The 26,810-nt window shown below is 63.7% G+C and carries 31 protein-coding genes, 2 tRNA genes and 1 pseudogene; 14 read left to right on the plus strand and 20 right to left on the minus strand.

Annotated elements, in window-relative coordinates; genetic code table 11:
• Positions 1-149, plus strand: a 149-nt coding sequence (locus tag ACWTU9_RS27825) for a KUP/HAK/KT family potassium transporter (protein ID WP_454577612.1), incomplete at its 5' end; no start/stop codon positions are given.
• A gap of 56 nt (positions 150-205) precedes the next feature.
• Here ACWTU9_RS27825 and ACWTU9_RS27830 read toward each other — a convergent pair.
• Entirely contained in the window at positions 206-1,096 is an 891-nt protein-coding gene (locus ACWTU9_RS27830; RefSeq protein WP_455861119.1) for an SDR family oxidoreductase, read from the minus strand.
• A gap of 136 nt (positions 1,097-1,232) precedes the next feature.
• On the opposite strand from ACWTU9_RS27830, the gene ACWTU9_RS27835 reads away from it, so the two are divergent.
• Together ACWTU9_RS27835 and ACWTU9_RS27840 are read left to right on the plus strand one after the other, a co-directional pair.
• Positions 1,233-1,643 carry a winged helix-turn-helix transcriptional regulator gene (locus ACWTU9_RS27835; protein WP_455861120.1) on the plus strand — a complete coding sequence of 137 codons (411 nt, stop codon included), beginning with the start codon at positions 1,233-1,235 and terminating at the stop codon, positions 1,641-1,643.
• A gap of 74 nt (positions 1,644-1,717) precedes the next feature.
• Positions 1,718-2,944 (plus strand): annotated as a pseudogene (locus ACWTU9_RS27840) (FAD-dependent oxidoreductase); the annotation flags it as partial.
• Here ACWTU9_RS27840 and ACWTU9_RS27845 read toward each other — a convergent pair.
• Positions 2,901-3,641 carry a glutathione S-transferase family protein gene (locus tag ACWTU9_RS27845; RefSeq protein ID WP_455861121.1) on the minus strand — a complete coding sequence of 247 codons (741 nt, stop codon included), beginning with the start codon at positions 3,639-3,641 and terminating at the stop codon, positions 2,901-2,903. The pseudogene ACWTU9_RS27840 and the gene ACWTU9_RS27845 sit on opposite strands and share 44 nt — an antisense overlap.
• Position 3,642: 1 nt before the next feature.
• Positions 3,643-3,948, minus strand: a complete 306-nt coding sequence (locus tag ACWTU9_RS27850; protein ID WP_436260545.1) for a Rieske 2Fe-2S domain-containing protein — start codon at positions 3,946-3,948, stop codon at positions 3,643-3,645.
• 96 nt (positions 3,949-4,044) lie between these two features.
• Here ACWTU9_RS27850 and ACWTU9_RS27855 point away from each other — a divergent pair, with 96 nt between their 5' ends.
• On the plus strand, positions 4,045-4,503 hold the full coding sequence (locus ACWTU9_RS27855) for a MarR family winged helix-turn-helix transcriptional regulator (protein WP_455861122.1): 459 nt from the start codon (positions 4,045-4,047) through the stop codon (positions 4,501-4,503).
• A gap of 39 nt (positions 4,504-4,542) precedes the next feature.
• Here ACWTU9_RS27855 and ACWTU9_RS27860 read toward each other — a convergent pair whose 3' ends face one another.
• Positions 4,543-4,989: a DUF1772 domain-containing protein gene (locus tag ACWTU9_RS27860; RefSeq protein WP_455861123.1), complete on the minus strand. Its 447-nt coding sequence runs from the start codon at positions 4,987-4,989 to the stop codon at positions 4,543-4,545.
• Between the two features lie 128 nt (positions 4,990-5,117).
• On the opposite strand from ACWTU9_RS27860, the gene ACWTU9_RS27865 reads away from it, so the two are divergent.
• Both ACWTU9_RS27865 and ilvC read left to right on the plus strand, forming a co-directional pair.
• Positions 5,118-5,783 carry a TetR/AcrR family transcriptional regulator gene (locus tag ACWTU9_RS27865; protein WP_455861202.1) on the plus strand — a complete coding sequence of 222 codons (666 nt, stop codon included), beginning with the start codon at positions 5,118-5,120 and terminating at the stop codon, positions 5,781-5,783.
• A gap of 26 nt (positions 5,784-5,809) precedes the next feature.
• The gene (gene ilvC, locus ACWTU9_RS27870; protein ID WP_454577603.1) at positions 5,810-6,829 is read left to right on the plus strand and encodes a ketol-acid reductoisomerase; all 1,020 of its coding nucleotides are present in this window, start codon (positions 5,810-5,812) and stop codon (positions 6,827-6,829) included.
• Positions 6,830-6,931: 102 nt separating this feature from the next.
• Here ilvC and ACWTU9_RS27875 read toward each other — a convergent pair whose 3' ends face one another.
• Both ACWTU9_RS27875 and ACWTU9_RS27880 read right to left on the minus strand, forming a co-directional pair.
• Positions 6,932-7,216, minus strand: coding sequence for a PilZ domain-containing protein (locus tag ACWTU9_RS27875; protein WP_455861124.1), 285 nt, complete (start codon positions 7,214-7,216; stop codon positions 6,932-6,934).
• A gap of 170 nt (positions 7,217-7,386) precedes the next feature.
• Complete coding sequence (locus ACWTU9_RS27880; RefSeq protein WP_455861125.1) at positions 7,387-7,950, minus strand: BA14K family protein; 564 nt, start codon at positions 7,948-7,950, stop codon at positions 7,387-7,389.
• A 167-nt stretch (positions 7,951-8,117) separates the two neighbouring features.
• On the opposite strand from ACWTU9_RS27880, the gene ACWTU9_RS27885 reads away from it, so the two are divergent.
• Positions 8,118-9,230 (plus strand): endonuclease/exonuclease/phosphatase family protein, encoded by a 1,113-nt coding sequence (locus ACWTU9_RS27885; RefSeq protein WP_455861126.1) that lies wholly within the window; start codon positions 8,118-8,120, stop codon positions 9,228-9,230.
• Between the two features lie 2 nt (positions 9,231-9,232).
• Positions 9,233-9,958, plus strand: a complete 726-nt coding sequence (locus ACWTU9_RS27890; RefSeq protein WP_455861127.1) for a hypothetical protein — start codon at positions 9,233-9,235, stop codon at positions 9,956-9,958.
• Here the strand turns inward: ACWTU9_RS27890 and ACWTU9_RS27895 are convergent, their stop codons facing one another.
• Positions 9,959-11,059 carry a 1-aminocyclopropane-1-carboxylate deaminase gene (locus ACWTU9_RS27895; RefSeq protein WP_455861128.1) on the minus strand — a complete coding sequence of 367 codons (1,101 nt, stop codon included), beginning with the start codon at positions 11,057-11,059 and terminating at the stop codon, positions 9,959-9,961.
• A 146-nt stretch (positions 11,060-11,205) separates the two neighbouring features.
• Here ACWTU9_RS27895 and ACWTU9_RS27900 point away from each other — a divergent pair, with 146 nt between their 5' ends.
• Entirely contained in the window at positions 11,206-11,682 is a 477-nt protein-coding gene (locus ACWTU9_RS27900) for an Lrp/AsnC family transcriptional regulator (protein WP_455861129.1), read from the plus strand.
• 19 nt (positions 11,683-11,701) lie between these two features.
• Here ACWTU9_RS27900 and ACWTU9_RS27905 read toward each other — a convergent pair whose 3' ends face one another.
• Positions 11,702-11,944, minus strand: a complete 243-nt coding sequence (locus ACWTU9_RS27905; RefSeq protein WP_455861130.1) for a hypothetical protein — start codon at positions 11,942-11,944, stop codon at positions 11,702-11,704.
• A gap of 197 nt (positions 11,945-12,141) precedes the next feature.
• On the opposite strand from ACWTU9_RS27905, the gene ACWTU9_RS27910 reads away from it, so the two are divergent.
• Positions 12,142-13,383: a hypothetical protein gene (locus ACWTU9_RS27910; RefSeq protein WP_455861131.1), complete on the plus strand. Its 1,242-nt coding sequence runs from the start codon at positions 12,142-12,144 to the stop codon at positions 13,381-13,383.
• A gap of 52 nt (positions 13,384-13,435) precedes the next feature.
• Here the strand turns inward: ACWTU9_RS27910 and ACWTU9_RS27915 are convergent, their stop codons facing one another.
• Genes ACWTU9_RS27915 through ACWTU9_RS27925 form a run of 3 tightly spaced genes read right to left on the minus strand, consistent with a single transcriptional unit; the run spans position 13,436 to position 16,651 of the window.
• Positions 13,436-14,653 (minus strand): ABC transporter permease, encoded by a 1,218-nt coding sequence (locus ACWTU9_RS27915; protein ID WP_455861132.1) that lies wholly within the window; start codon positions 14,651-14,653, stop codon positions 13,436-13,438.
• The gene (locus tag ACWTU9_RS27920; protein WP_455861133.1) at positions 14,650-15,360 is read right to left on the minus strand and encodes an ABC transporter ATP-binding protein; all 711 of its coding nucleotides are present in this window, start codon (positions 15,358-15,360) and stop codon (positions 14,650-14,652) included. The genes ACWTU9_RS27915 and ACWTU9_RS27920 overlap by 4 nt, the downstream gene beginning before the upstream one ends.
• A 4-nt stretch (positions 15,361-15,364) precedes the next feature.
• On the minus strand, positions 15,365-16,651 hold the full coding sequence (locus ACWTU9_RS27925) for an efflux RND transporter periplasmic adaptor subunit (RefSeq protein ID WP_455861134.1): 1,287 nt from the start codon (positions 16,649-16,651) through the stop codon (positions 15,365-15,367).
• A 113-nt stretch (positions 16,652-16,764) separates the two neighbouring features.
• Between ACWTU9_RS27925 and ACWTU9_RS27930 the strand changes: the two genes are divergently transcribed.
• Both ACWTU9_RS27930 and ACWTU9_RS27935 read left to right on the plus strand, forming a co-directional pair.
• Positions 16,765-17,673 (plus strand): PhzF family phenazine biosynthesis protein, encoded by a 909-nt coding sequence (locus ACWTU9_RS27930; RefSeq protein WP_455861135.1) that lies wholly within the window; start codon positions 16,765-16,767, stop codon positions 17,671-17,673.
• A 106-nt stretch (positions 17,674-17,779) separates the two neighbouring features.
• Positions 17,780-17,855, plus strand: a tRNA-Lys gene (locus ACWTU9_RS27935).
• A 199-nt stretch (positions 17,856-18,054) separates the two neighbouring features.
• Here the strand turns inward: ACWTU9_RS27935 and ACWTU9_RS27940 are convergent.
• A complete protein-coding gene (locus ACWTU9_RS27940; protein ID WP_454587936.1) occupies positions 18,055-18,369 on the minus strand; it encodes a hypothetical protein in 315 nt (104 codons plus the stop codon).
• Positions 18,370-18,653: 284 nt separating this feature from the next.
• Positions 18,654-19,034, minus strand: a complete 381-nt coding sequence (locus ACWTU9_RS27945; RefSeq protein ID WP_455861136.1) for a hypothetical protein — start codon at positions 19,032-19,034, stop codon at positions 18,654-18,656.
• A 244-nt stretch (positions 19,035-19,278) separates the two neighbouring features.
• Here ACWTU9_RS27945 and ACWTU9_RS27950 point away from each other — a divergent pair.
• Positions 19,279-19,354: transfer RNA gene (locus tag ACWTU9_RS27950), tRNA-Lys, on the plus strand.
• Between the two features lie 382 nt (positions 19,355-19,736).
• The gene (locus ACWTU9_RS27955) at positions 19,737-20,417 is read left to right on the plus strand and encodes an outer membrane protein (protein WP_455861137.1); all 681 of its coding nucleotides are present in this window, start codon (positions 19,737-19,739) and stop codon (positions 20,415-20,417) included.
• Positions 20,418-20,512: 95 nt separating this feature from the next.
• On the opposite strand, the gene cobT is transcribed toward ACWTU9_RS27955, so the two are convergent.
• From cobT to cbiE, 7 genes are read right to left on the minus strand one after another with little or no spacing between them, the layout of a single operon-like run.
• Complete coding sequence (gene cobT, locus ACWTU9_RS27960; RefSeq protein ID WP_455861138.1) at positions 20,513-21,523, minus strand: nicotinate-nucleotide--dimethylbenzimidazole phosphoribosyltransferase; 1,011 nt, start codon at positions 21,521-21,523, stop codon at positions 20,513-20,515.
• A gap of 24 nt (positions 21,524-21,547) precedes the next feature.
• Entirely contained in the window at positions 21,548-22,315 is a 768-nt protein-coding gene (locus tag ACWTU9_RS27965) for an adenosylcobinamide-GDP ribazoletransferase (RefSeq protein ID WP_455861139.1), read from the minus strand.
• Positions 22,312-23,625 (minus strand): cobyrinate a,c-diamide synthase, encoded by a 1,314-nt coding sequence (locus ACWTU9_RS27970; RefSeq protein WP_455861140.1) that lies wholly within the window; start codon positions 23,623-23,625, stop codon positions 22,312-22,314. Before ACWTU9_RS27970 ends, ACWTU9_RS27965 begins: the two co-directional genes overlap by 4 nt.
• The gene (gene cobA, locus ACWTU9_RS27975) at positions 23,622-24,440 is read right to left on the minus strand and encodes a uroporphyrinogen-III C-methyltransferase (protein WP_455861141.1); all 819 of its coding nucleotides are present in this window, start codon (positions 24,438-24,440) and stop codon (positions 23,622-23,624) included. Before cobA ends, ACWTU9_RS27970 begins: the two co-directional genes overlap by 4 nt.
• Positions 24,437-25,201 carry a precorrin-4 C(11)-methyltransferase gene (gene cobM / locus ACWTU9_RS27980; protein ID WP_455861142.1) on the minus strand — a complete coding sequence of 255 codons (765 nt, stop codon included), beginning with the start codon at positions 25,199-25,201 and terminating at the stop codon, positions 24,437-24,439. Before cobM ends, cobA begins: the two co-directional genes overlap by 4 nt.
• Positions 25,198-25,584 (minus strand): cobalamin biosynthesis protein, encoded by a 387-nt coding sequence (locus ACWTU9_RS27985; protein ID WP_455861143.1) that lies wholly within the window; start codon positions 25,582-25,584, stop codon positions 25,198-25,200. Before ACWTU9_RS27985 ends, cobM begins: the two co-directional genes overlap by 4 nt.
• On the minus strand, positions 25,581-26,810 hold the full coding sequence (gene cbiE / locus ACWTU9_RS27990) for a precorrin-6y C5,15-methyltransferase (decarboxylating) subunit CbiE (RefSeq protein ID WP_455861144.1): 1,230 nt from the start codon (positions 26,808-26,810) through the stop codon (positions 25,581-25,583). Before cbiE ends, ACWTU9_RS27985 begins: the two co-directional genes overlap by 4 nt.

The raw sequence follows: 26,810 nt of genomic DNA on the forward strand, positions 1-26,810 counted from the left end.
GCTCGCTCAAGGCATCACCCAATTCCGGCATGCCGGTGTGGCAGGACAAGCTGTTCATCGGGCTGGCTCGCACGGCTGCCGATGCGACCGAGTATTTCCAGATCCCCACGGGGCGCGTGGTTGAAATCGGCACGCAGGTGGCGATCTGACAGAAAGGCCGTGCCCAAAGGCACGGCCTTTTGACGTTCTGCGCTACGGCGTAGTTCTACCCAGCCAGTGCAGCCTTGTTCGTCTCCAGAAACTGCTTCAGCGGCACCGATTTGCGGCCGGAGAGTTTTTCGACGGCGTCCGTCACCATTTCGAGGTGACCGGCACGGGCGGCGGCGTCGAAGGATACCAGAACCTTGGCGAGGGGTTCGGGCAGGCCGGCCGACTTCATTCCCTCGGTCAAAGCTTCGTCGGAAAGCTGGATAATCTGGATCGGCTTGCTGGTGACTTCGGTGACGAACGCCGCGACCTCGGCAGCGGTGTGTGCCTTGGGGCCGGTCAGCGTGTAGGTGGTGCTTTCGCCTGTATCCGAAGCAAGTCCCGCAGCGATTGCCGCCGCGAAGTCGTCGCGTGAGCCATAGGAAATGGCGCCGTTGCCGACGGATGTATACCACTGGCCCGATGCGAGGATCTGCGGCATCGCCATGAACAGGTTCTCGTCATACCAGCCGTTGCGGAAGATGGTGTAAGGGATACCGCTCGCCTTGATGGCTTGCTCCGTGTCGTAGTGGTCGGGCGCGAAGACCACCGGGGAGCCCGGCTCCGGGTTGGGCATCGAGGTGTAGAGGAGGTGACCGACGCCTGCCTGCCTGGCTGCGGCGACGGCTGCCAGCTGCTGTTCGCGCCGCTTCCCCCGAACCTCGACCTGGTTGGTCGAGATGATCAGCGCCCGGTCGGCGCCGGCGAAGGCCTTGGCAAGCGAGGCCTGATCGTCGAAGTCGGCCGCCCGGACGGTGACGCCGCGCGCCGCGAGATCGGCAAGGTTGTCAGGCGTGCGGGTGGTGGCGATGATCCGGTTCGCGGGAACCTTTTGCGTGTCCAGCAGGCGGTTGATGACGCTGCGGCCGAGCTGGCCGGAAGCGCCGGTGACGAGAAGAGTTGCGGTCATGGGGGATCCTGACGGTTGCGCCGGAATGGCGGGAGCTTCGGTAGTCTCAAAAAGAGACCAGCACTAAAATAGGAATTGACCCCATGCCGTAAAGAAGGCAGTTTTCCGGGAGGTAGGCACACGCAGGGAACCAGCGATGGACGGCAAGATCGTCAATCTGAAATCGAAGATCGAGATCTACAGAGCCATGACGGGTGGCGCCAATTTCTCCGATTGCCCGGTTCGGGGCGTCATCAAGGGCATCAACGGTAAATGGAGCCCATTGCTGGCGATGGCGCTGGCGGAGAAGCCGTATCGCTTCGGTGAATTGCGGCGGCTTGTGCCCGATATTTCTCAGCGTATGCTCACCCAGACACTGCTTGAGCTGCAGCGCGACGGCTATGTGAATCGCGAAGTTTTCCCAACCAAGCCGCCGAGCGTCGAATACAGCCTGACCGACCTCGGACGGTCGATGTTCGGCGCCCTGCATCAATTGATCCTGTGGGCCGAACTAAACCACGACGCGGTGCGCGACGCGCGAGATGCGTTCGACGCCTCCGTCGGCTGACACTTTGACACGCGGCAATGGCTTGATTTGACCAGGCCGCTGAAGGATTGTCCGACCACTTGGTTGGGCGGGCAATGGAAAAATCTCTCGACATCGCAATCGCCGGCGCCGGCCCGGCGGGGCTGGCCACGTCGCTCTATCTCAAGCGCGCCGGGCATAACGTCACCATCTTCGAACGCTTCAAAGAGCCGAAGCCGGTGGGCTCCGGCCTGATCCTGCAACCGACAGGGCTGAGCGTGCTCGCCGATCTCGGCCTGCTCGACGACATCTTGGCGCTGGGCAGCCGCATCGAGCGTTTGCACGGCACCGATGCCACCACCGGCCGCACCGTGCTCGCTGTGCGCTACGATGCGCAGCCCGGCGGACGCTTCGGGCTGGCGGTGCACCGGGCGGCGCTGTTCAACGTGTTGTTCCGCGCCGCACAGCGCCAAGGCATCGTCATCGAAACCGGCGTCGAGATCGAGACGATGGACGTGGGCGAGCGAGCGAACCTGGTCTTCGATACCGGGCGAAGGGCAGGGCCGTTCGACCTTGTCGTCGACGCCAGCGGGTCGCGCTCGAAGCTGCGCCGGTGCCTGAACGATCCGGCCGAGCCGCGGCCTCTTAGCTATGGCGCGTTCTGGGCCTCGCTCGGCTGGCGCGAAGGCTTCGACGAAAATGCGCTGCTGCAGCGCTACGACAAGGCCAGCGTGATGATCGGCGTGCTGCCGATCGGCCGGCCGCAGCCGGGTGCCGAGAGGATGGCGGCGTTCTTCTGGAGCCTGAAGCCGGCGGATGTCGAAAGCGTGCGTGTGGCAGGGCTTGACGCCTGGAAGGCGAGGCTGGTTGCGTTGTGGCCAGGCTGCGAGGCGTTCACCAACCAGATCGACAGTTTCGACCAGTTGTCGCTGGCCCGCTATGGCCACCACACGATGAAGCTGCCGGCGGGACGGCGCCTGGCGGTGATCGGCGACGCCGCGCATTCGACCAGCCCGCAGCTTGGCCAAGGCGCCAACATGGCGCTGCTCGATGCGGCAGCACTCAGCCATGCGCTGGCGCAAGCGGGCAACGTCGACGAAGCACTGGGAGCCTATGCCAAAGCGCGCCGTTGGCATGTCCGGATCTTCCAGTTGCTGTCGCTGGCGCTGACGCCCTTCTACCAGTCGGACTCTCTGGCAATGCCCTTTTTCCGCGACAGGCTGGTGGCGACCATCGCGAAAATCCCGCCAGTGCCGGGCGTCCTTGCCTCAATGGTGGCCGGAACGCTGATCGATCCGTTCAGGCAGATCGGGCTAAGGGAAGCGCTGTGGCCAGATCATCCGGCGGGATCAGGGTCGAAAGAAACGAGCTTTTTGCGCGCAGGAATTGACGCAGGCGCTGCGGATAGTCAGGCGCCACGGCGTCCCTGATCGAGGCGCGTTCGCTCAGCCTCTTGCGCCAGGCCTGGACCTGCGGCTTGCTGTCGAGAATGCCGAAACTGCCGATCTCATCGAAAGTGTCGAGATAGCGGAAGACCGGACCGTAGACGGCGTCGACGAGACAGAAGCGCTCGCCGGCGAACCATGGCCCTGTCTGGTTGGCCAGTTCGTTCTCCATGCGGTCGAACATGGCCGACAGTGCGCTGGCTTCGGCAAGGAAGCCCGCCTCTGTCGACGCCGAGTAGAACCGGCCTATGGTATTCAGCGTCGCCGAACCGAATTCGATCCAGGCGCGATGGCGGGCGCGGGCGTAGGGATCGGCCGGGTGGAGCGGATTGGACTGCGTTTCCTCCAAAAATTCGAGGATGACGGCGGATTCGAAGATCACCGTCTCGGCGCCATTCGCCTGCACGATGAGCAAAGGCACCTTGCCCAGCGGCGAGACCGCCTTGAACCAGTCGGGCTTGTCGGCGAGGTCGATGGTGACGCGCTCGAACGGAACGCCTTTTTCAGCCAGCGAGATCGCGGCACGCTGGACATAGGGGCACAGATGATGGCTGACGAGAATGAGCTTGTCGGTCATTTCATTCTTCTCAGGCATGTCACTCACCCCAGACATAGTTCAACGCGCCGTCCTCGACGCGCGTCGACAGGAACATCAGGCGGGATGCTTTTGGCGCCGGACCTTCGAGCCGGTCGCCTGATGCCATGTCGAAGGCGGCGCCGTGCCATTGGCAGACCAGCTTGCCGTCCTTGCAATCGAGCGGCCCGCCGAAATGCAGACAGACGTTGGCCGCGGCGCGGATGCGATCACCGCTGCGCCAGACATGGACCTCGCGGCCGAAGAACGGTGCGATCAGGCTGCCCGTCTGCGGGACGTCGGCGACTTTGCAGATTTCGTGCCTCATGGATTTTTCCCGGATTGATGCGCTTGCATGTATATAGATGCAGATGCATTTACTGTCAAGCTTGATGCAATTGCATCTATCGTCTAGGATGTGGGCATGATCGAGAAAGCCACGCCTTCGCCGGAAGCCGTCAAAGCCTGGGCGCGCCTGATGCGCGTTTCGCGTCAGCTCCTCGAACAGGCAGAAGAGGGTTTGAAGGACAGTGGCTTGCCGCCGCTCGACTGGTACGACGTGCTGCATGAGCTTGCAGAGGCCGGCGAGGGCGGGCTGCGACCGTTCCAGCTGACCGAGCGGACCCTGTTTGCGCAGTACAACATCTCGCGGCTGCTGGCGCGGCTCGAGGCTGACGGACTGGTCGAGAAGCTGAAGGTGGCGGATGACGGCCGCGGCCAGACCATCCGTATTTCGGCCAAGGGCCGCGAAACACGCCGGTTGATGTGGGCGGTCTACGGACGCTCGATCACCGAGTTGGTCGGCGACAAGCTCTCGGGGGACGAGTTGAGCATGCTTTCGGCCTTGCTCGGCCGACTGCGCCACCCGCCGGCTACGGACTGAGAGAGCTGCGCTGCGGGCCTGACGATATTCGGCCGGCTATCAGGCCGAATGGCTGCCCCAGAGATAGGCCAGCGTCGCCAGCACGCCCAATCCGGCGCGCACCAGGTGCATCGTGCCCCATTTGACGATCAGGGCTCTGGCTTGCGGATTGTCGGCGCTCGCGTCCATCGCTTCCAGCACCTTGTTGGTCGGCATCATCACCATCAGCGTCCACGGCCAGGGCAGGATGATCAGAAACGCTCCAACGAGAAAGGCGAAACCGCCGGTCTGCCACCAGGCGACCAGGCCGAGAACGCAGGCGACAACGGCGATCGACGCCTGCATGGCCGCGCCGCGCTTGTAGGAAGGCTGCCATTCCCTGAGCAGCGCCTTGTCGTCGAGGCCAAGCCGCGCCGGCTGTTCGGCGACGATAGCGGCGCCGGCAAATGCCGCGGCGACCGTCAGGGCGAGCAATCCCACCAGCATCTTCTTTCCCGCGGCAGACATGAAGTGAACCGTCCGAGCAGAAATAGTGCTTGCAAGGGCAAGAGCAATACGGCATAGAACGCCGAACCGTAACGTACGGTACGGCTTGGCCATTGCTGGCTAGGCCCTGACGGCGAGGAACGACTGTGTTGCAGGCAAGTGCCGACATCGACACCAGCGCGACGCTGACGGAGCGGCAGAAGGCCGTTCTGGACGCGGCCTTGCGCCTGCTGGTCGAGGAGGGCGACAATCTGACCATGACGGCGGTTGCGCGCCGCGCAAGCTGCTCCAAGGAAACGCTCTACAAATGGTTCGGCGACCGCGATGGGCTGTTGACGGCGACGGTCCAGTGGCAGGCCTCGAAAGTGCGCGTTGTGCCGGTCGACGGTGAAAAACTCGACCTTGCTTCGCTGACAGCAAGCCTCGAAGGTTTCGCCTCGGACTGGCTGAGGGTGATTTCGAGCGACACGTCGATCGCGCTGAACCGTGTCGCAGTCGGCCATGCCGGGCCAACCAAGCGTAAAGAGGGCAAGGACGATCTCGGCGCCATCGTTTTGGAGAATGGCCGCTTTGCACTGGCCAGACGGCTGAAGCCGGTGCTGCTTGCCGGCAGGCAGGCAGGGCTGCTTGATTTCGCGAATGCCGAAACGGCTTTCCGCAGCTTTTTCGGGCTGGTCGCCCGCGACGTGCAGATCCGTCTCCTGCTCGGCGACCGGCTGGAATTGACTGAAGCGGCGATCGGAGGCGACGCCGTCCGGGCAACGCAACAGTTTCTCGCTCTTTTCGGAGCAAAAACCGGGCCGAAAGGCCTCTGATTCATAAAACGGGAAGGAAGACCAAAATGCGTGTCTATTACGATCGCGACGCCGATCTCAACCTGATCAAGGGCAAGAAGGTCGCCATCATCGGCTATGGCAGCCAGGGTCGGGCGCATGCGCTCAACCTCAAGGATTCCGGCGCCAAGGAGATCGCCATCGGCCTCAAGGCCGGCTCGCCGACAGCCAAGAAGGTCGAGGCCGACGGGCTCAAGGTGATGAGCGTGGCGGACGCCGCCAAGTGGGCCGACCTGATGATGATGGCGACGCCCGACGAATTGCAGGCCGACATCTACAAAAACGAAATCGCCCCGAACATTCGCGATGGCGCCGCGATCGCCTTCGCGCATGGCCTCAACGTGCATTTCGGCCTGATCGAGCCGAAGTCGACGGTCGACGTCGTCATGATCGCGCCGAAGGGCCCTGGCCACACGGTGCGCGGCGAATACCAGAAGGGCGGCGGCGTGCCGTGCCTGGTCGCCGTCAACCAGGACGCGTCGGGCAACGCGCTCGATCTCGCTCTGTCCTACGCCTGCGGCGTCGGCGGCGGTCGTTCGGGCATCATCGAGACCAATTTCCGCGAGGAATGCGAGACCGATCTGTTCGGCGAGCAGGTCGTGCTGTGCGGCGGTCTGGTCGAACTGATCCGTGCCGGTTTCGAGACGCTGGTGGAAGCCGGCTACGCGCCCGAAATGGCCTATTTCGAGTGCCTGCACGAGGTCAAGCTGATCGTCGATCTGATCTATGAAGGCGGCATTGCCAACATGAACTACTCGATCTCGAACACCGCCGAATGGGGCGAATATGTCTCTGGTCCGCGCATCATCACCGCCGAGACCAAGGCCGAGATGAAGCGCGTGCTGAAGGACATCCAGACCGGCAAGTTCACCTCGGAATGGATGCAGGAGTACCGCGCCGGCATGTCGCGCTTCAAGGGCATCCGCCGCAACAATGACAGCCATCAGATCGAGGAAGTCGGCGCCAAGCTGCGCGCCATGATGCCGTGGATCTCGAAGAACAAGCTGGTCGACAAGGCCAAGAACTGATCTGCGATTTCATCGTTGAACAGGAAAAGCCGGCGGAGCGATCCGCCGGTTTTTTCATGCCTGTTATCGATCAGGGCCTGTTATCAATCAGGGTAAGAACGCTCAGCCATAGTGCCAGTGCGGCTTCGGTTCGGTGCCGGTGAACTCCACGCCGATGCGGTCTTCTCTGCGCCAGCGCACGATGGACTTGTAGCCGATGCCGTCGACCGGCACGTAGAGCAGGAATTCGTCCGGCACGCGCGCGTCGATCGGCACCTTCAGCTCGGCGCCGCCGGCATGCATGTTGCGCACCGTGCATGTGACCTCGGAATTGTTAAGGCCGGTCAGGATCGTCGCGCCCTTCAGCACGCGCTGCCGGTATTTGTTTCTCAATTCGTTGTCGGCCATGACGGCACGTCCTTCGCTGCCGGATTGGGCGCGGTCGTCAGATGGGGGCACCGTATCATGGATAGACCGAGCCGATAAACAGATGGTTAGCGGCAAGAGATCCAACGCTCTCGCCCAAAAACGAAACGGCGCCGCGATGGGCGGCGCCGTCATGCATTGTCGCTTACAACTCAGCTATAGGGCGACCAGCATTGCTGGCGCGGGCCATTGTAGGGCTGGAACGTGTTGTCCCAGGACCGGTAAGACCGGTAGCGGTCGTAGCACCACTGGACATGGGCGCTGGAAAGACGCTGCGTACGATAATAGCGCCGGGGCGCCGGCTGCACGTAGTAGCCGTTGTTGTAATAGCCGTTGTTGTAGATGCTGCCGAGGCCGAGGCCGAGACCCAGGCCGAGAACCGCGGCGGCGCCGGTATCAAAATCGCGGCTGTGACGATGGCGATGATGGCGCCAGCGCCAGTTGTCGTCGCCATTCCAGTTGTCGTTGTTCCAGTTGCCCGACCGGGCATAGCGACGGCCGTCGTGGCGACGCCACTGCCAATCGTTGAAGGAGCGGCGGTCATTGCCGCCCGCCCATTCGTCGCGAACCGGCGTGATCGTCGGGGCTGCGGTGCTTGACGGAATCGACAGGTCTGGCTGCAGGATCGGGCCGGCGGCGGACGGCGCCGTGAGACCCGAGACGATCCCGAGCGCTATCAGCCCGGATTTGACCGTGGAAGACAAGAGCGAGTTCATTGCACTCTCCAAGAGATACAGGCCCCACGCCCAGAATACCCCAGGGAAGAGGCCTATTGATGGAACTTTCCATCTGAACGGAGGATGAACAGAAAGGTTCCATCAACCGTGGCGAGCAAGGGCGAGACCCTTGTTTTCGACACCGCTTGCAGGCAAAGGTCACGGCCATGTCGCTGCGCCTCGCCACCTTCAATGTCGAAAACCTGATGAACAGGTTCGATTTCTCCGGCTACCGCAACCAGCTCAACGAAGACCGCACGCTGGCGCTTTTCGACATTCAGAGCGAGGCCGAATACAGGATGCTGGAGCAGGCGCGTGCGATCGCGCAGTCCGACGATACGCGCCAGCTGACGGCGCTGGCGATAGCCGCCACGCGCGCTGACATCATCTGTATGCAGGAGGTCGACAATATCGAAGCGCTGAAGGCCTTCGAATACGGCTATCTCTTCAAGATGGTGGGCGAGGGCTACCGGCAGAAATACACCACCGCCGGCAATGATTCGCGCGGCATCGACGTTGCCGTGATGATGCGCAACGAGACGGCGCAGGGGCAGCCGATCGAATTCGTGCGCATGACCAGCCATGCCTATGTCACCTTCGAGCAGTTCGGCCTGTTCACGCCGGAGCTGGGGGCACTCGGAAACCAGGCCAATGAGCGGATATTCCGGCGCGACTGCCTGGAGATCGACCTCAAGGTCGGCGGCGTGCCGCTGACGCTCTATCTCGTGCATTTCAAATCGATGGGCTCGCCGCGCAACGGGCTCGACGGGCGCGAAGCGACGATGCCGATGCGCGTCGCCGAGGCGCAGGCCGTACGACACATCATCGAGGAGCGCTTCAGCAAGGATCGCGCGGCCGACAAGCGCTGGGCGATCTGCGGCGACATGAACGACTACCGGCAACGGGTGAAGATCGAGGGCGACGCCGTCGACGGCTACCGCTTCCAGGTGATCGACGAGAGCCAGTCCTGCATCAACGTGCTGACCGCTGGCGGCTTTTGCGAGAACGTCGTCGAGCGCCGGCCGGAGATGGACCGCTGGAGCTTCTATCACACGCGCGGGCCGAAGGAGCGGCATCTGTGCCAGCTCGACTACATCCTGTTGTCGAAGGGGTTGGCGGCAAAGAATGCGACGGCGGTTCCCGACATCATCCGCAACGGCCAGCCCTGGCGCACCATCTTTCCGGCTGGCCAGGCGGTGGAGCGTTTTCCGCGCGCCGGCTGGGACCGGCCGAAAGCCTCGGACCATTGTCCGGTGGCGATCACGCTGGACATGGCCTGAACGTGAGCTTCGACCTGCCGCGCAACGTCATCCTGCCGGTCGACGAAATCGACGTGCGGCTCGACCCAGGCCCGCATGCGTTCGAGCGCGACAATCAGCTGGCGATCGAGGAGAACTGGCGCCGGGAAATCGCTGCCAAGCCGGCACTGTTCGACGGCACCGTGGTGCTGCTGTCGGCGCTCGCCTGGCGCGACAACCGTCTGGTCGGGCGCTGTCACGCGGTGAAGTACTCGACCTTCATGTTGTGGCGACAGAACCGGCAGGGGACCGGCGCGGAGCATGCCTATGGCCACGCCATGCTGGTCGCCGGCGACAATGCGCTGGTGGCGATCCGCATGGGGCCGCACACGGTCATGGCCGGTCGCGTCTATTTCGCCGCCGGCTCGTTCGAGCCAATCGATTTTCGCGACGGCCGCGTCGATGTCGATTTCAACATGATCCGCGAAGTGCGCGAGGAGACCGGGCTTGACCTGACGACAGCTGCGCGCGGCAGGCGCTACCACGCGCTGTCGACTTCGACCGGCACGGTTCTCTTCCGCCGCTACCACGTCGATGAGCCGGCCAGTGAGATTGCGCGGCGCATCAGCGTCTTCGTCGCCACCGAGGCCGACCCGGAGATCGAAGGACCGGTGATCATCCGCCATGCCGCGGACCTGCCGGAGGGGCTGGCGCCGCATATGAAGCCCCTGGTCGAGTGGCATTTTGCCCGCAGCGGTGAGGACCCCTGATCAGGGGAAGAGCGGCGGCAGTGTCTCCGGCGCTGTGCTTTCCCGTTCAGAGCTCGCTGCCGGTTGCGGCCGGGTCGGGGCGCCATCGTCCTTGTAGTAATAGCTGTAGCCGTTGATCGCCGGCGCGCCGCCGAGGTGTGCGTAGAGAATTCTCGACCCCTCGGGGAAGAAACCTTTGCGGGTCAGGTCGATCAGTCCCTGCATCGACTTTCCCTCATAGACCGGATCGGTGATCATCGCCTCGGTGCGGGCTGCCAGCCGGATTGCATCGTTGGTCTCATCCGAGGGGACGCCATAGGCCGGATAGGCATAGTCGGGATTGATGACGATCTCGTCGTCGCGCACGGTGCGGCCGAGCCCGACGAGGGCGGCGGTGTCGTCGACGATGCGGCGTACCTGGGCGCGGGTCTGGTCGAGCGTACCGGAGGCGTCGATGCCGATCACCCGGTCGGCGCGGTCTTGCGCGGCGAAGCCGACGATCATGCCGGCCTGCGTCGATCCGGTCACCACGCAGACAATGATGTAGTCGAAGGTGAAGCCGAGCTCGGCTTCCTGGCTCGCCACCTCCTCGGCGAAGCCGACATAGCCCAGCCCGCCGAACTTGTGCACCGAGGCGCCGGCGGGAATCGGGTAGGGCTTGCCGCCGGCGTCCTTCACCGACTGGATGGCGTCCTCCCAGCTCTTGCGGATGCCGATGTCGAAGCCGTCATCGACCAGCCGGCTGTCCGCGCCCATCAGCCGCGTCATCAGGATGTTTCCGACCCGATCGTAAACCGAGTCGTAGTGGGGCACCCATTTCTCCTGGATCACCACGCATTTCATGCCGATCTTGGCGGCGGTCGCAGCCACCATGCGCGTATGGTTCGACTGGACGCCGCCGATCGACACCAGCGTGTCGGCGCCGGAGGCAATGGCGTCCGGGACGATATATTCGAGCTTGCGCAATTTGTTGCCGCCCATAGCGAGCCCGGAATTGCAGTCGTCGCGCTTGGCGTAGACCTGCACCTTTCCGCCCAGTGCCGCGCTCAGCCGCGGCAGATGCTCGATCGGCGTCGTGCCGAAGGTCAGGGGGTAACGTTCGAAATTTGCGAGGAGTGACATCGATCTGTCTCCGCCATGATCGTTTTCGATCGGCGGAAGATAGGCGCAATTATGCGAAAGGTGCTCTCGAACTTGCGCCAACGATTCCTGCATGCTTCACAGATGGGCGATCCGATTGCCCAGATCGTCTGTGAAGGATCATCGAAATGGAAGAAGCTTCCACGCCGGCCCTTGACCGCATCGACATGAAAATCCTGCGCGCGCTCCAGGCTGAGGGGCGGCTGACAAATGCGGAGCTGGCGGCCCGCGTCAATGTCAGCGCCGCCACATGCCATCGGCGCACGCAGCGCCTGTTTGAAGAGGGCTTCATCACCGGGGTGAGGGCGGAGATCGCGCCTGTTGCGGTCGGCCTTGGCGCGCTGGTCATGGTCGGCGTCGTGCTCGACCGTTCGACACCGGAAAGCTTCGCGGCTTTCGAAGAGGCCGTGCTCGAACTCAAGGAGGTCTTGGACTGCAATCTCGTGGCCGGCGACTTCGACTATCTCCTGAAGATCAGGGTCCGCGACATGGCGGATTTCAACAAGCTGCATGGGCAGAAACTGATCGCGCTGCCGGGCGTTCGGCAAACCCGCACGTTCTTCGTCATGAAGGAGGTCAAGGAGAATGCGAGACTGCCGTTCTGACAGGTCTCAAAGCGCTAAGTCAGCGTGGCGTCTTTTGCTGCGCCGCCTTGCGGTCGCTGCGGGCTGCGGCGACAAACAGGATGACGCCGAGACCAAGCAACCCGCCCATCGCGGTCCCCATCGTCTGGCCGACTACGGCCTGAAAATCGGCTGTGACGCGATCAGGATTGGCCATGCCGAAGCGGGCGAGATACCACCAGATGCCCGCAAGGACTGCTTCGATGATCACCACCACCAGTATCAACCGTGTCTTCTTGCTCATGCGTCGAACCTCCACCTTTGCCAAGGCGGTTGCTCTAGCATTCCAGGATCTGTTGCGACAGGCCATGGATACGGCCAGCCAGATTTTAGCAATGCTGCTCACTGGGAATTAACGCGAAGAGGCGAACCATTGCGAACCATGCGGCGGTTGCGAGGGTTGCGTTGCGAAGGCTTATTTTGGTCATTGGTGGTCTTGTCGTGCTTGGCGTCCTCTGGGTGACCTTGACCCAGAGCGGACAGCTTCTGACCGGTCGCGGGACCTTCACCGAAAAGGCCTTTGTCGATCGCGGCACCTATTTCCGGTTAAAGGTCGACTTTGCCTACAAGGGCGAACCGCTCCACTACGACATCGTCGTCGGGTGCAGCGTTCTCAATATCCACTACAAGGACAGTTCCTCAACCTATGAAGCTGGCCTGATCCCCACCGTGTGGGGTCAACGCATGAGCGACGGCAAGGCAGTGGTGGTGCGCGCGCCCGACGCCTGCCGCGGCGACACAACGGAAAATGGCGGCGTGCTCGCGGATTTCCTGCCGGTGATGGTCGTCTATGACAATGCCGATACGGTCGCGTTCGGCACGGGGTACATGACGGACGACGCCTATCGCAGCGCGAAATCGGTGTTGCGCTTTGACAAGGCGACCATCGAGCGCGCGACGCGCGCCGAGTTCGATGCCTTCCACGCCAGCGGGCCGCAGAACATCATCACGCGTAGCCAGTATCATTCAGCGCAGAATGACTACCAGCTCGCACTCCTGGGCCTCACAAGGACCTACCCGGCGTTCGGACGAAGTTGCTCCGCCTTTTCGCGCTGGAAGCTGACCGAGCCGGAGCGGGAGATTGTGCGCAAGTACCGGCCAACGAACGCTGCCCGATACTGGACTATCTCCCAGACTCTCTTGGACACGACCACCCAAGCCTCCTTTGCGAGCGAAATCCGCGAAGCGCGGAAAAAGGCGCAGAAGCAGACGCGCGACGACGGACTGACACTAGGGTTGAATGGTGGCTTCTGGCAGCCAGATTTCGGCGCACTGCGCCGCGACGGGACACAATTGGTAGGGCTGAGAGGCAGTATTGAGGGGGCGGCCGCTTTCTATCCGGCGGACACGTCTTTAAGGCAGGACAAATGGCCGGTGGAGCAGACCGCGAGGCTGGCGGCTCATGAGGCCCTTCGGTCAATAAACACAACAAATATCGATATTGATGACGGACGAAACCGCGGCTTCGCCTATTGCTACAGTGGCGAAGCGCTAAGAGGCATGCCGAGGGACACGGTGTGGGCCTTACCGGCGTTCACGACCATCGATGGGAAAGAAGTAGTAGCGGGTGCTCCAGAGCATTGGGGCTATGGATTTGATCGCGCCGAGTTCGTCTTCGACGGCGATGAATATGTGTTGGAGCGCGTTCTTTTCAATCTCGAATCGACGAGAGGTGATGTATGACCAGTCACGTGAGCTCGCACGTCTCTTTGTCCAGTCGCTAGCTTTGCTGGCATCACTCATGCCTTAGCGCGTCGATCGGGTCGAGCCTGGCGCCGCGCAGCGCCGGGAAGAAGCCGAACACCATGCCGATCAGCGCCGAAAAGCCGACGGCAAGCAGGATGACCGCCGGGCTCGGCGCAAACGGTATGGCCAGCGTCGCCGAGGCGAGGCCGGCCAGCGCCAGGCCGATCAGGATGCCGATGATGCCGCCGAGCAGCGACAGCACCGTCGCCTCGACAAGGAACTGGATGAGGATGTGCTTTTCATGCGCGCCGATGGCCAGCCTGATTCCGATCTCGCGAGTACGCTCGGTGACCAACACCAGCATGATGTTCATGATGCCGATGCCGCCGACCAGCAGGCTGACACCGGCGACTGCGCCCAGCATGCCGGTCATGGTGGTGGTGGCGCTGGCCATGGCGTCGGCGATCTGGGTCATGTCGCGGATCGAGAAATCGTCTTCGCGGTCGGGCGTGATGCGCCTTGTATCGCGCAAGATGTCCTCGACGCGCGGCTGCAATTCGGTGGTCGGCGTGCGGTCGTCGGCAGCGACATAGATGTTGTCGATGTCGCGGTTGCCGGCGATGCGGCGCTGATAGGCGGCGAGCGGCATCAGGACGACATTGTCCTGGTCCTGGCCGAAGCCGGTATAGCCCTTGGGTTCGAGCAGGCCGATGATCTTGCACGAGGTGCGGTTGACGCGGATGATCTCGCCCTCGGGATCGCCGGCGCCGAAGAATTGCTGGCGCACCGTCTCGCCTATCAGGCACACGCCGGTGCCGGAGCGTGTCTCCGAATCCGAGAATGGCCGTCCCGAAACCAGCTTCCAGTCGCGCGCGTCGAGATAGGCGCTGTCGGTGCCGGTGACGCCCGAGGTCAGGCTCTCGGTGCCGAAGATGACGCGAACCTGCTTTTGCGAGGCCGGCGAAATGGCGCGCGCGCCGGTCAGATGCGCGACAAGTGCGGCAACATCCTTGTCGGCCAGCGGCCGCACCGCCTGGTCGAGGCCTCCCGGCCCACCCATGCCCGCCGGGCGGCCGGAACGGACGACGAGCAGGTTGGAGCCGAGCTTGGCGATGTCGGATTTGACCTTGGCCGTGGTGCCCGAGCCGATGGTCAGCATGGCGATGACGGCGGCGACGCCGATGACGATGCCGAGCAGCGTCAGGAACGAGCGCAAGACATTGCGGCGGATGGAGCGCAGGGACAGGCGGACGGTTTCCCAGATCATTGGGCTACCTCGAGATCCTTCGAGTCGGAAGCGACGTGGCCGTCGAGGAAGCGAATAGTGCGTTCGGCATAATCAGCTACGTCGGCCTCGTGGGTGACCATGGCGATGGTCAGGCCAAGCTCGCGGTTCAGCCGCGTCAACAGCTCCATGATCTCATGCGTGCGGGCGGTGTCGAGATTGCCGGTCGGCTCGTCGGCGACAAGCAGCGTCGGCCGGGTCACGATGGCGCGTGCGATCGCCACGCGCTGCTGCTGGCCGCCGGAAAGTTCGGCCGGCGTGTGGTGCTCGCGGCCGACAAGGCCGACCTCGGCCAGGGCCTGCATGGCGAGGTCGCGGCGCTCGCGGGCCGGGGCGCCGCGATAGATCAGCGGCAGCTCGACATTCTCCGCCGCCGTGGTGCGCGGCAGCAGATTGTAGCCCTGGAAGACGAAGCCGATATAGAGATTGCGCAGAAGCGCGCGGCGGTTGCGGTCGAGCCGGCCGGCATCGATGCCCATGAAGGAATAGGTTCCGGCGGTCGGCGTGTCGAGGCAGCCGATGATGTTCATCGTCGTCGACTTGCCCGAACCGGACGGACCCATGATGGCGACGAATTCGCCACGCTGGATGGCAAGATCGACGCCGGCCAGCGCATGCACCTTGGCTTCGCCCTGGCCATAACTCTTCCAGACCGTGTCGAAGCCGATGAGGGTCGCGCCCGCGGCCACGGCGTCAGCTCCGCAGCTGCGAGGCGGTGATAACCTCTGCGCCTTCGTCGAGGCCGGACGTGATCTCGGTCAACTCGCCGTCGGTGGAGCCGATCTTGACGTTGACCGGATTTGGCCGGCCGTTTTCAAGCACGTAGAGCGTGCGCGAGCCGTCGGTGGGCGCCTTCGCCACGTCGCGCTGCCGGTTGGGGCGGCCCATGCGGCCGGTGAACAGGTCGCTGAGGCTCCAGCCGCGGGCCGCCTGCTGCGCCGGCCGGTAGCGGAAGGCGGTGGAGGGTACGGTGAGCACGCTTTTGGCTTGCCTGGTGACGACCGAAACCGTGGCGGTCATGCCCGGCCGCAGCAGCACCTCATTGTTGTCGACCTCGAGCCGCGCATTGTAGGTGACGACGCCGTCGGTGGTGACCGAGGCGTAGGAGATGTCGCGTATCTCGGCGTCGAACGGCCGCTCCGGAAAGGCATCGACGGTGAAGCGCGCATGCTGGCCTGATTTGACTGCGCCGATATCGGCTTCGTCGACCGCCGCCACCAGTTCCATGTTCCTCAAATCGGCGGCGATGATGAACAGCACCGGCGCCTGCAGCGAGGAGGCGACCGTCTGGCCGGGGTCGACCGAGCGCGTCAGCACGATGCCGTCGATCGGCGCATAGATGGTGCTCTTGGCAAGGTCGGTCTGCTGCGCCTTGAGGTCGGCCTCAGCGATTGCGAGATTGGCTTGCGCGCTGTCGAGGGCCGCCCTGGCGCGGTCGCGCGTGGCGGTTGCGGCTTCGAGCGACTGGTCGGTCGCCATGCCGCGTTTGGTGAGGGCTGCCGCGCGGGTCAGGGCGCTTTCGTTTTCCTGCAGTGTCACCTTGGCGGTCTCGACGGCTGCCGCAGCCGCCTTGGCGGAAGCCTCGGCGCGTTCGATCTGGACCTCGAGTTTCACCGTGTCGAGCGTCGCCAGCACGTCGCCCTTCTTGACCTGCTGGTTCTCCTCGGCCGAGACCGAGCGGATGATGCCCGACAGTTCGCTCGATATATCGACCTGGGTGAGCGGCTGCAGCGTGCCGGTCGCCGACACCGCGACGGTGAGATCGGCAATTGTGGCCGGCGTGGTGGTGTAGTCGATCTTGGCGGGAGCGCCGGCATACCATTGGTAGCCGGCGAGGCCGCCGGCAAAGGCGATCAGCGCCAGCAGCGCGTAAAGCCAGAAGCGGCGGCGGTTCTTGCGCACGCCATTCTGGTCGAGCCCCAGTGCCACCTCGATGGCGGAATCCGATTCCGTCTTTGGCAGATTGACAAGCTGGTCCACGCCGGACCCCTATGAAAGCGTAATATCCCTATATGTGCACAGATCAGGCTTGGTGGTTCGAATATCAAATCAAATTTCGGCCATGTTCGGATTGAGGCGGAAGGTTTTCCAAGATGCAGACGCGCAATTACTTGCTCTACGATGTGTTTACGACCGAACGGCTGGCCGGAAATCCGCTGGCTGTCGTGCTCGACAGCAAGGGGCTGGACACAGCGGCCATGCAGGCCATCGCCCGCGAGTTCAACCTCTCCGAATCGGTTTTCGTGCTGCCGCCGGACGATCCAAAACATCGCAACCGTATCCGCATCTTCACGCCTGACTATGAAATGCCGTTTGCCGGTCACCCGACCGTCGGCGCGGCGATTGCGCTGGCCGAACTGGCAGGCGAGGGCGACGCCGGAATCTTCGTGCTGGAGGAGAATATCGGCCCGGTGCGCTGCGCGGTGAGCAAGCACGATGGCGCCACCTTTGCCGAGTTCGACCTGGCCAAGTTGCCGGAGCCGTTGAAGCTGGAGGCCGACCCGCATGCGATTGGTGCTGCCCTTGGCCTGGCGCCGCACGAAATCGGCTTCGAGAATCACCTGGTATCGTTCTGGTCCGCCGGCGTGCCCTACGTCACCATTCCCGTCGCCAACCTGGAGGTGGCGGGCCGGATCAAGCTGGACAACCAGGCCTGGTCGGAACTGGCACCGCACAAGAGCGAATGGGCTTTTGCCAGCCCGTATGTCTATTGCCGCCAGACGGTGAACCATGACAGCGCTTTCCATGTCCGCATGATCGTGCCGGGCACGCCATCCTACGAAGACCCGGCAACGGGTTCTGCTGCAGCCGCCTTTGCCGGCGCCATCATGCATTTCGACGGGCCGACCGACGGCATTTCGCAGCTGTGGATCGAGCAGGGGCTGGAGATGGGCAGGCCGTCGCGCATCCGGCTCGAGCTCACTGTCGAGGCCGGAAAACTGGCCTCCGCGCGCATAGGCGGCCATGCGGTGAAGGTGGCGGAAGGCAAGCTGTTCGTTTGAGCATCTGCGGCACTTCGGCGTTTTGTCGGGAAATGATTCCGGCAGGGCTGGACAGGACCGGTATCGGCGGCTATATGCCCGCCAACACCGGTTTTGCCGGTCGAGTGGGTGCGTAGCTCAGTTGGTAGAGCAGCTGACTCTTAATCAGCGGGTCCACAGTTCAATCCTGTGCGCACCCACCAAATTCCTCAAGGAATTCAGTGGGATATTATTTCGGAGCCGAAACGTTCGGTTGTCCGAAAAGCCATTTGGGCACGTTTTCGGGCACGAAGCCGGCCAAGGTGTTCCGCCCGTTCGTCGCCGGTCGATACCGGCATAGTCAGGAATGCAGGTGAAGAACACCGGCCGCTGATCCCGGCCGGCCGATTTGCGTCGCAATCCCTAGATGCGCGTAGTGCTATTCTCACGGCTACCAAAATGTCGCGTCGGCGCCGGCCGATCGGCGCTTCGCTCTTGGTCTGATCCGCCGCCCACCTCAATGATTCCGACCAGTGCGCGAACAAACTGAACCATATCGTTTGCCGTGATGGCTGCCTCATCAGGACTTTGCCCAATGTGCTCGGCGGCTGCGCAACATGACAGGCGGATGAGATCGTAGTGTGTATCCCTTTCATCCTCGGGAAACGCCGCTATTTTAAGGGCTCGGCGATGAATCAACCGCAGCAATTGTTCGAGAGCTGCTCCGACGACACTCATGCGTTTGCTCCGCATTGGTCGAGCGTTTTCCGGCGCTCCAGGGCGCGCGTTGTAACGTCGATGAGGGAGGTGGTTTCCCGTCCCCGTGATGTGGAGGGTGCGTCACAGCCGTTAATATATCGTTTCTTTCTAATATAAGACGCATCGCAGAAGCCGCCCTGCAACCAGGCTGGGGCCGGGCGCCTCCTCAGAAATCGTTCGTGTAAGCATCATTGTAAAGCAGGCGCCGGCTCACAAAAAGGCCCAGAAGCCGTAGCCGCCGAGCCAATTCATTGGCGCGCTCATCATGGAAGCCAGCTGGCAGTAGCAGCTGGGACGATGGCGAAGCCGGTGAGGTTCGCCCTATGGCGATCTCGCTGGGGCAACCGATCTGAGCGACGCTTAATGTCAGCACCACCGAGTTTTGAGTTGCTGTTATGCGTTTTGAATCTCTGACCATTGGAGACAGGCGTTCCGAGCTTCATCGACTTGTGCGTCTTCGCTTTCGGATTATGCGGCGCCTTGATGAGGTCGACCGCTCGGCAGACCTTGTCCTGTCGGCTGCGGCCGAGTTGATCGAAGCTGTCAAAGTTGAGCAGGCCCAGATGGTCAGGGAAGCCTTGCCGGAAAGCTGGACTTTGGGGCTGTGACGCAGGAGCAAGAGCACCGACGTTGGTTCTTGGCACCTCTTTCCTCCGAAGCCCTCTTGCGGCGTTGGTGACGTTCTCGACGTTTCGCGATTTTGGCGGTCTAAAATCTCCTTTTCGGTAAAAAGTGTCGGTGACGGTCTCTTCTCTGTCTCGTGTAACCGTCTCCGTCTCCGTAGTAAGAGACTGTTCGCGAACTGTTCGACAACGGTTCCGAGTCATGATGCCGAACGCCTTGTCATGAAGTTCGTCCAGACGAGGCGCGAACCTCCCGCGTTCGAGTGGGTGCGTAGCTCAGTTGGTAGAGCAGCTGACTCTTAATCAGCGGGTCCACAGTTCAATCCTGTGCGCACCCACCAAAGATTTCAAAAGCTTAGGTGGAAAGACCCTGAGAACACAGGGAGAACGTGGGACGGTAAATCACCGTCCCACGTCCCACGTGGGATTTACGCGGTCACTGGCGGGCGGCCGAGTTTCTTGCTGGCCTTGTCCAGGCGCTCGATAGCAGGGCATTGAGGCGGAATCGTCATGCCGCACAGTTCTGAGAGGGCGGCCGACGGGATCAAGCCAGAGCTCTGTGATGACTGCTATCCGTCGCCTATCCTTGATAGCGGCAGTAATGGCCCCGTCTCTCTCGGCTTGTGATCGAGCATTTTTCCAATTTGTGGCAGAAAGGTTACATAGCTTGCTGGAGAACCGCGCTAAACTTGGATCATCTGTTTCTCTCCTAGGAACGGCCCGATGCGCACACTGAAATTTGCCTTTCTTGCTTCGCTTGCATTTGCCACCCCCGCATTGGCGGCCGATCTTTCCCCACTGCCGACTGAGCCTGCGGCTTATACCTGGACCGGTCTCTATGTGGGTGCGGAGGCTGGGTACGCTTGGGGAAATTCAACTTACGACGGAGCCGGGTCTCCGGCCGGCCCCCCCTTCATCAGCACCTCCGTCGATCCTAAAGGCGGCTTTGGCGGTGCATATGTTGGCTACAACTACCAGTTCAACGGCAACTATGTCATCGGCGTTGAAGCGGATGCCAATTTCGCCGACGTAAATGGGGACAATACGTTTTCTACTTTCCCCGGTGTCGTCGCAAGCGGTGAGTTAAAATGGTTCGGATCGGCGCGCCTGCGTGCTGGCTACGCATTCGATCGTTTCCTGCCATTTGTAACTGGCGGTCTTGCCATCGGTCATTACTCCGGCTCAGAAAATGGGTCGCTCGAGCACAGCGATAACATGGTTGGCTGGACGGCAGGCGCCGGACTTGAATATGCCATGACCGACAATTTGATTGCGCGCGTCGAATACCGCTATTCCGACTATGGCCGCAAATCGCAACCTGCGCCGTTCAACTTCCCGACAGAACAAGTCAGGCTTGATCTGACCACCAACGATGTTCGCGTTGGACTTGCCTACAAATTCTGATTCCGACCTGTCGCTCTTTAAAAGCCCCGCTTGCGCGGGGTTTTTTATTGCGCCCCTAGTCTAGGCGCGTCGTTGGGGGGCCTGCCTCGCCGTGTTTACTTCTCCGACACGCCGGCCTCTGCGAAACTTGCCATCCTCGCGTGACACTCCAGCGCAGAGCGCACTATGTTGACGGCGAGGCAGGCGCCGGAGCCTTCGCCGAGCCGCATGCCGAGATCGAGCAGCGGCGGCAGGCCGAGCGCTTCGAGCAGGCGGCGGTGGCCGGATTCGGCCGAAACGTGGGCGGCAATGGTGTGGGCGAGGCCGCTTGGGTGCAGCCGTGCTAGGGGCGCTGCGGCAGCGGTGCAGACGAAGCCGTCGAGCAGCACAGGCACATTGTTGCGGCGCGCGGCGAGTGTGGCGCCGAAGATGGCGGCGAGTTCGCGGCCGCCAAGGGCGGCGGCGATCTTCAGTGGATCGGACAGTGCGGCGGCATGGCGCTCGAGGCCGGCTTCTATTGCGGTGACCTTGCGCTTCAGCCCGGCATCGTCGACGCCGGTGCCTCTGCCCGTCCATTTTTCCGCGCCGCCGCCGAACAGAGCGGTTGAAATGGCGGCCGCCGGGGTGGTGTTGCCGATGCCCATCTCGCCGAAGCAGACGAGGTCGATATCGCCGGTCACAGCGTCGTAGCCGGCCGAGACGGCGGTAAGGAAGGTCTTTTCGTCCATCGCCAGGGTCTGCGTGAAGTCACCGGTCGGATGGTCGAGGTCGAGCGGGATGACGTCGAGTTCCGCACCCGCGATGCGGGCAAGCTGGTTGATGGCAGCACCGCCGCCGGCGAAATTCGCCACCATCTGCACGGTCACCTCAGACGGGAAGGCCGATACGCCCTGCGCGGTCACGCCATGGTTGCCAGCGAAGACGAAGACTTTTACGCGGTCCAGCTTTGGCATGTCGCGGCCCTGCCAGCGCGCCAGCCAGGCGGCGATGGTCTCCAGCCGGCCAAGGCTGCCTTGCGGCTTGGTCAGCGTGTCCTGGCGGCGGGCGACGGCATTGGCCGCGGCGTCGCTGCCTGTGGGCAAATCGAGGCAGGCTGCGCGCAGTTCATCGAGTGATTTGAAGGGCATGGGGGCAGGATCTCCGAGGATGATTCAGGAAAGGAAAACGGAAGCGACGAGCAGGACGGTGATCTCACCCAGTTGCTGCAGGGCACCGATCGTATCGCCGGTCTGGCCACCGATCTGGTTGAGGCAGAGCGCGCGAAAGGCGCTGAAGACGAGGGCAAGCAGGATGAGCGCGGCAAGTCCGCCGCCGAGGCCCAGAGCCAGCAGGGCGACGGCGCCGATGGCGGGGCCGAGTACTGCGGTTTGCAGGGAGATATCGCCGGCGCCGGCAGACAGGCCGTCATGGCGCGCCGGCGCCGCCAGATGCATGAACGCGCCCAGCAGGCCACGCGAAGCAGCATGGGCAGCGATCAGGGCGAAGAGAACGCTTGTCGGGTTGGCCAGCTGCGACAGCGCGCTCCAGCGGATGAGCAGCGACAGGCCAAGCGCCGAAGCGCCATAGGCGCCGATTCGGCTGTCACGCATGATCTCCAGTTTTTTATCGCGGGTCTTGCCGCCGCCAAAGCCGTCGGCGACATCCGACAGCCCGTCCTCGTGCAGGCAGCCAGTGGCGAGCAGCGTTGCGGCAAGGGCAAGGGCGGCCGCCGGACCTGCGGCAAGGCCGAGCTTTACACCGACGGCGTAGACAACGGCGCCAACCAGCGCCACGGCGAGGCCGGCGATGGGCGCGGCCCAGATCGCAGCGGCAAGGCTACGGCCGCGAAAGTCGAAGACCGGGAGCGGCAGCCGGGTGAAGAAGACGAGGCAGAGCGCGACGTCGTCGAGTGCCTGCCGAGGTGAGGGGACTGTGCTCATCCGCTCCTCGCGATGGCATGGAAGAAGGTGCCGCTGACATGGCCGCGCCGGTAGCCGGAAGCGCCGAGTGGATTGCCCTGGCCGTCGGCGAGGTCGGCCAGCGGCTCGTCATTGCCGGTGGCAGTCATCTGCGCATAGTGGAATTCATGGCCGCGGATCAGCGTGCCTTCCGCTCCCAGCGGGCAAGCGGCGCGCAGCCGCGCCTCGCGGTAGCCGAGGTTCATCTTGCGCTTGGCGAAGCTGGTGGAGTGGCCGAGCAGACCGAGCATTTTGTGCGTTTCGCCGGACGCATCCTCGAGTGCCTCGCCCAGCACCATGAAGCCGCCGCACTCGCCATGAACGGGTTTTGTCTCGGCAAACCTTGCCATGCCAGTGCGGAAATTGGTCGCCGCCGCGAGGCGGCCGGCGTGAAGCTCGGGATAGCCGCCGGGCAGCCAGCAGACATCGCAATCCTGCGCCGGCGCTTCGTCGGCGAGTGGGGAGAACGGCACGATCTCCGCGCCGGCCTGGCGCCAATGGGCGGCGACATGCGGATACAGGAAGGTGAAGGCGGCGTCTTCGGCCAGCGCGATGCGCTGGCCGGGCGGTGGCAAGGCGTCACCGAAACTGCCCGCTTCAGGCGCAAACGGCGCGGCCAGCGCCATGATGGCGTCGAGGTCGAGCGATTTTTCGACCATGTCGGCGAGCCGGTCGAGATGCGCCATCAGGTCGGCGTATTCGCCGGCCTGGACGAGGCCGAGATGGCGCTCCGGCAGATTGAGCGCGGGATCGCGCAATATGCTGCCGACGACTGGCAGGCCGAGCGCTTCGATGGCCTGGCTGCACAGCTTGCGGTGACGCTCGCTGCCGAGACGGTTGAGCACGACACCGGCCATGCGCACATCGGGATCGTACGTGGCAAACCCCTTGGCGACTGCCGCCGCCGTCGTCGACTGGCCGGAGACGTCGAGCACCAAAAGCACCGGCAGATGGTAGAGCCGCGCCAGGTCGGCTGCCGATCCGGTGCGGCCTTGCGCGGCCGGTATGCCGTCGAACAGGCCCATGGCGCTTTCGAGGAAGATGAAATCGGCATCCTCGGTGGCGTTCCCCGCCAGCGCATTGAGCAGGTCGGGCGACATTGCCCAGCTGTCGAGATTGACGCCGGAGAGGCCGGTCGCCGCGGTGTGAAAACCGGGGTCGATGTAGTCGGGACCGGATTTGGCGCCGCGCACCTTGATGCCGCGCCGGGCGAGCGCGCGCAAAATGCCGATGGTGACGCTGGTCTTGCCGGAGCCGGAGCGCGGCGCGCCGATGATGATGGCGCGGGTCATTGATCGCCCCCCAGTGCCGCGCGCATGGCGACGATGCCGCCAACGACAATCAATGCCGGCGAGGCGAGCCCGGCGACGGCGGCAGCCTCGGCGATAGTGGCGAGTGTCGCGACGACGGTGCGCTCCTGCGGCGTCGTCGCCGAAACGATGACCGCCGCCGGCGTCGACGGCGCTAGTCCTCCTTCCAGCAGCGATGCGGCGATGATCGGCAGATTGGCCATGCCCATATAGATGACCACAGGTTGGCCGGTGCGGGCGATGGCCGCCCAGTCGAGATCGTCATCGGTGCCGGCGGCGTGTCCGGTCGCCAGGATGACCGCCTTGTTGATGCCGCGCATGGTGGCCGGGATGCCGGTGGCGGCCAGCGCACTCAGGCCTGATGTCAGGCCGGGCAGCACCCGGAACGGGATGTTTTCGCGCGCCAGCGCCAGTGCTTCTTCGCCGCCACGGCCGAAAATATAGGGATCGCCGCCCTTCAGCCGGACGACACAGCGGCCTTCGCGCGCCAGCCGCACCAGCAGAGCCGTGATGTCGTCCTGCTTCATCGACGGCTTGCCGCCGCGTTTTCCCGCGAAGAACAACTCGGCATTCTCCGCAACGGCAACAACGTCAGGGGAAACCAGCGCGTCGTAGACCAGCGCATCGGCTTCGGCCAAAGCCGCCAACACCTCCAGCGTCAGGCAACCGGGGTCGCCGGGGCCGGCGCCGGCCAGCCAGACATGGCCGGGCTCGAGTCGGCGCGGCTTGAAGTTCAGCCGAGCAAGCGCCCGGTCGAGCGTGGCGTTTTCGCCCTTGTTCTTCTCGTTGCCGCTCACAGTCCGTCCCGTCCGCGAAAACGCCGCTGGTAGTGGGCGTCGTACAATGAACTCTCGCCAAAGCCTTCAGCCGCGAGTGAAGAGCCGACGAAGATGATTGCCGTGCGCTCCATCGGGTCGGCGGCGAGCTGCGCCTCGATGGTCGCCAGCGTGCCGGTCAGCACGCGTTCGTCCGGCCAGGAGGCGCGAAAGACAACCGCCACCGGGCAATCGCCGCCATAATGCGGTGTCAATTCGGCGACGACGCGGTCGATGGCGTGGATGGCGAGATGAATGGCGAGCGTAGCGCCGGTACGGCCGAAGCCGGCCAGCGTTTCGCCCGGCGGCATTTTCGAGGCGCGGCCGGATATTCGCGTCAGCACCAGGCTTTGCGCGACTTCGGGGATGGTCAGTTCGCGACGCAGCGCTGCGGCAGCGGCAGCGAAGGAGGGGACGCCAGGCGTCAGCGTGTAAGGGATGCCATGCTTTTCCAGCCGGCGGATCTGCTCGGCCACCGCGCTCCACACCGACAGGTCGCCGGAATGCAGGCGGGCGACATCGTGGCCGGCCTTGTGGGCTGCCACATACTCAGCCTCGATCTCGTCGAGCGACATCGGCGCGGTGTCGATCAGTTTCGTTCCCGGCGCGCAGTGCTGCAGCAATTCGGGCGCGACGATGGAGCCGGCATGCAGGCAGACCGGGCAGCTTGCTAGGAGTTTTGCGCCACGCAAGGTGATGAGATCGGCGGCGCCCGGACCGGCGCCGATGAAATGGACGGTCATGGCGCATCTCCGCTGATGGCGATGGCGCAGGTGACCGGGCCGAGCACCGTGCGGGGCCCGAGCAGTTTTGCACCGGCGCCGGCGACGGCAAGCGCTGATGCCTCGGAGACGGATGGCGTGCCGGCGCGTTCTTGCGAAACGTCGGAACGGCTGAGCACCGCCGACGAGGCGGACTGAAGGGCTGCGTCGTCGACGATGATGACCGGAAGATTGAGCGTGCGGCCGGCGGCGGCGATCGCTTCTTCACCCTTCTTGAGCGCGGCTGTGGCCAGTGCGGACAGCGCCGTCATCGTCAGCCCATGCGCTTCAACAGCGGTTTCGATCGCCGCCAGCACATCTTCGACGCTCACGCCCTTCCGGCTGCCGATGCCCGCGACCATCATGGTTTCATCCAGCTCCATTGGGTGACCGGCATGGCCGGCCGCCAGGCCTGCATCGAGCCGACAGGGGAAGCGCGGGAAATGGCGATGCGGGTGAGATCGCCGCCACGCTTTGTGTGCTGGGCCAGAAGCAGGGCCTCCATCTCCAGCGTAACGGCATTGGCGACGAGACGGCCGCCGGATGGCAGCGCCTTGATGGCGGCATTCAGCACGCCGATGTCACTCCCGCCACCGCCGATGAAGATAGCGTCCGGCGTCTCCAGCTTGTGAAGCGCCTTGGGTGCCGACCCTTCCACCACGACAAGACCGGGCACGCCGCAATGCGCGGCGTTGCGGGCGATGCGGACTGCACGGTCTTTGTCAGCCTCGATGGCGATGGCGCGCATCGAAGGGTGGGCCAGCATCCATTCGATGCCTATGGAGCCGGAACCGGCGCCGATGTCCCACAGCAACTCGCCACGCCGCGGTGCCAAAGCTGCAAGCGTCATGGCGCGGATATCGTGCTTGGTGATCTGGCCATCATGCTCGAACAGATGATCGGCGCGGCCAACGGCCAACGGCAGGATGCGCGCTTCCGGTGTCGATTCAAGTTCGAGCGCCAGCACGTTGAGCGGATTGATATCTCCAAGATCGAAAGCATCGGCACGAGCCGAGCGCTGCATCTCGTCTGGCCCGCCGAGCGCTTCCAGGACCGTCAGCCGCGAAGCGCCGAAATCGAGCTCAGTGAGCAGGCGCGCGATCGCCGCGGGCGCGTCGCCGTCCGATGTCAGCGCCAGGATGCGCGCATTGGGCTGCAGCAATGGCCGGATCAGGTCGAGCGGCCGGCCATGCAGCGAGACGGTCTCGATGTCCTGCAAGGGCCAGCCAAGCCGCGCCGCCGCCAGCGAAATGGCCGAGGGTGCAGGGATGACATGCATCTGCTCAGGCCTCACCTTGCGGGCCAGTGTGGCGCCGACGCCATGGAAGAACGGGTCGCCGGAGGCGAGCACGCAGACGCGCCGGCCGGCGAGCGCCAGCACGTCCGCCATGCCCGGATCGAAGGGAACCGGCCAGGAACGCGGCTCGTCCTTGGCAAGGGACGCGACCAGCCCTAGGTGCCGCTTGCCGCCGAAGATGATCTCGGCCTCTGCGATCAGCCGCTTGGCCTCGTCGCCGAGACCCGCTAAACCGTCCTCGCCGATGCCGACGATGGAGAGCCATCTGGCGCCGTGCGGACCGTTAGCAGGCAT

The organism is Mesorhizobium sp. 128a (assembly GCF_053848025.1).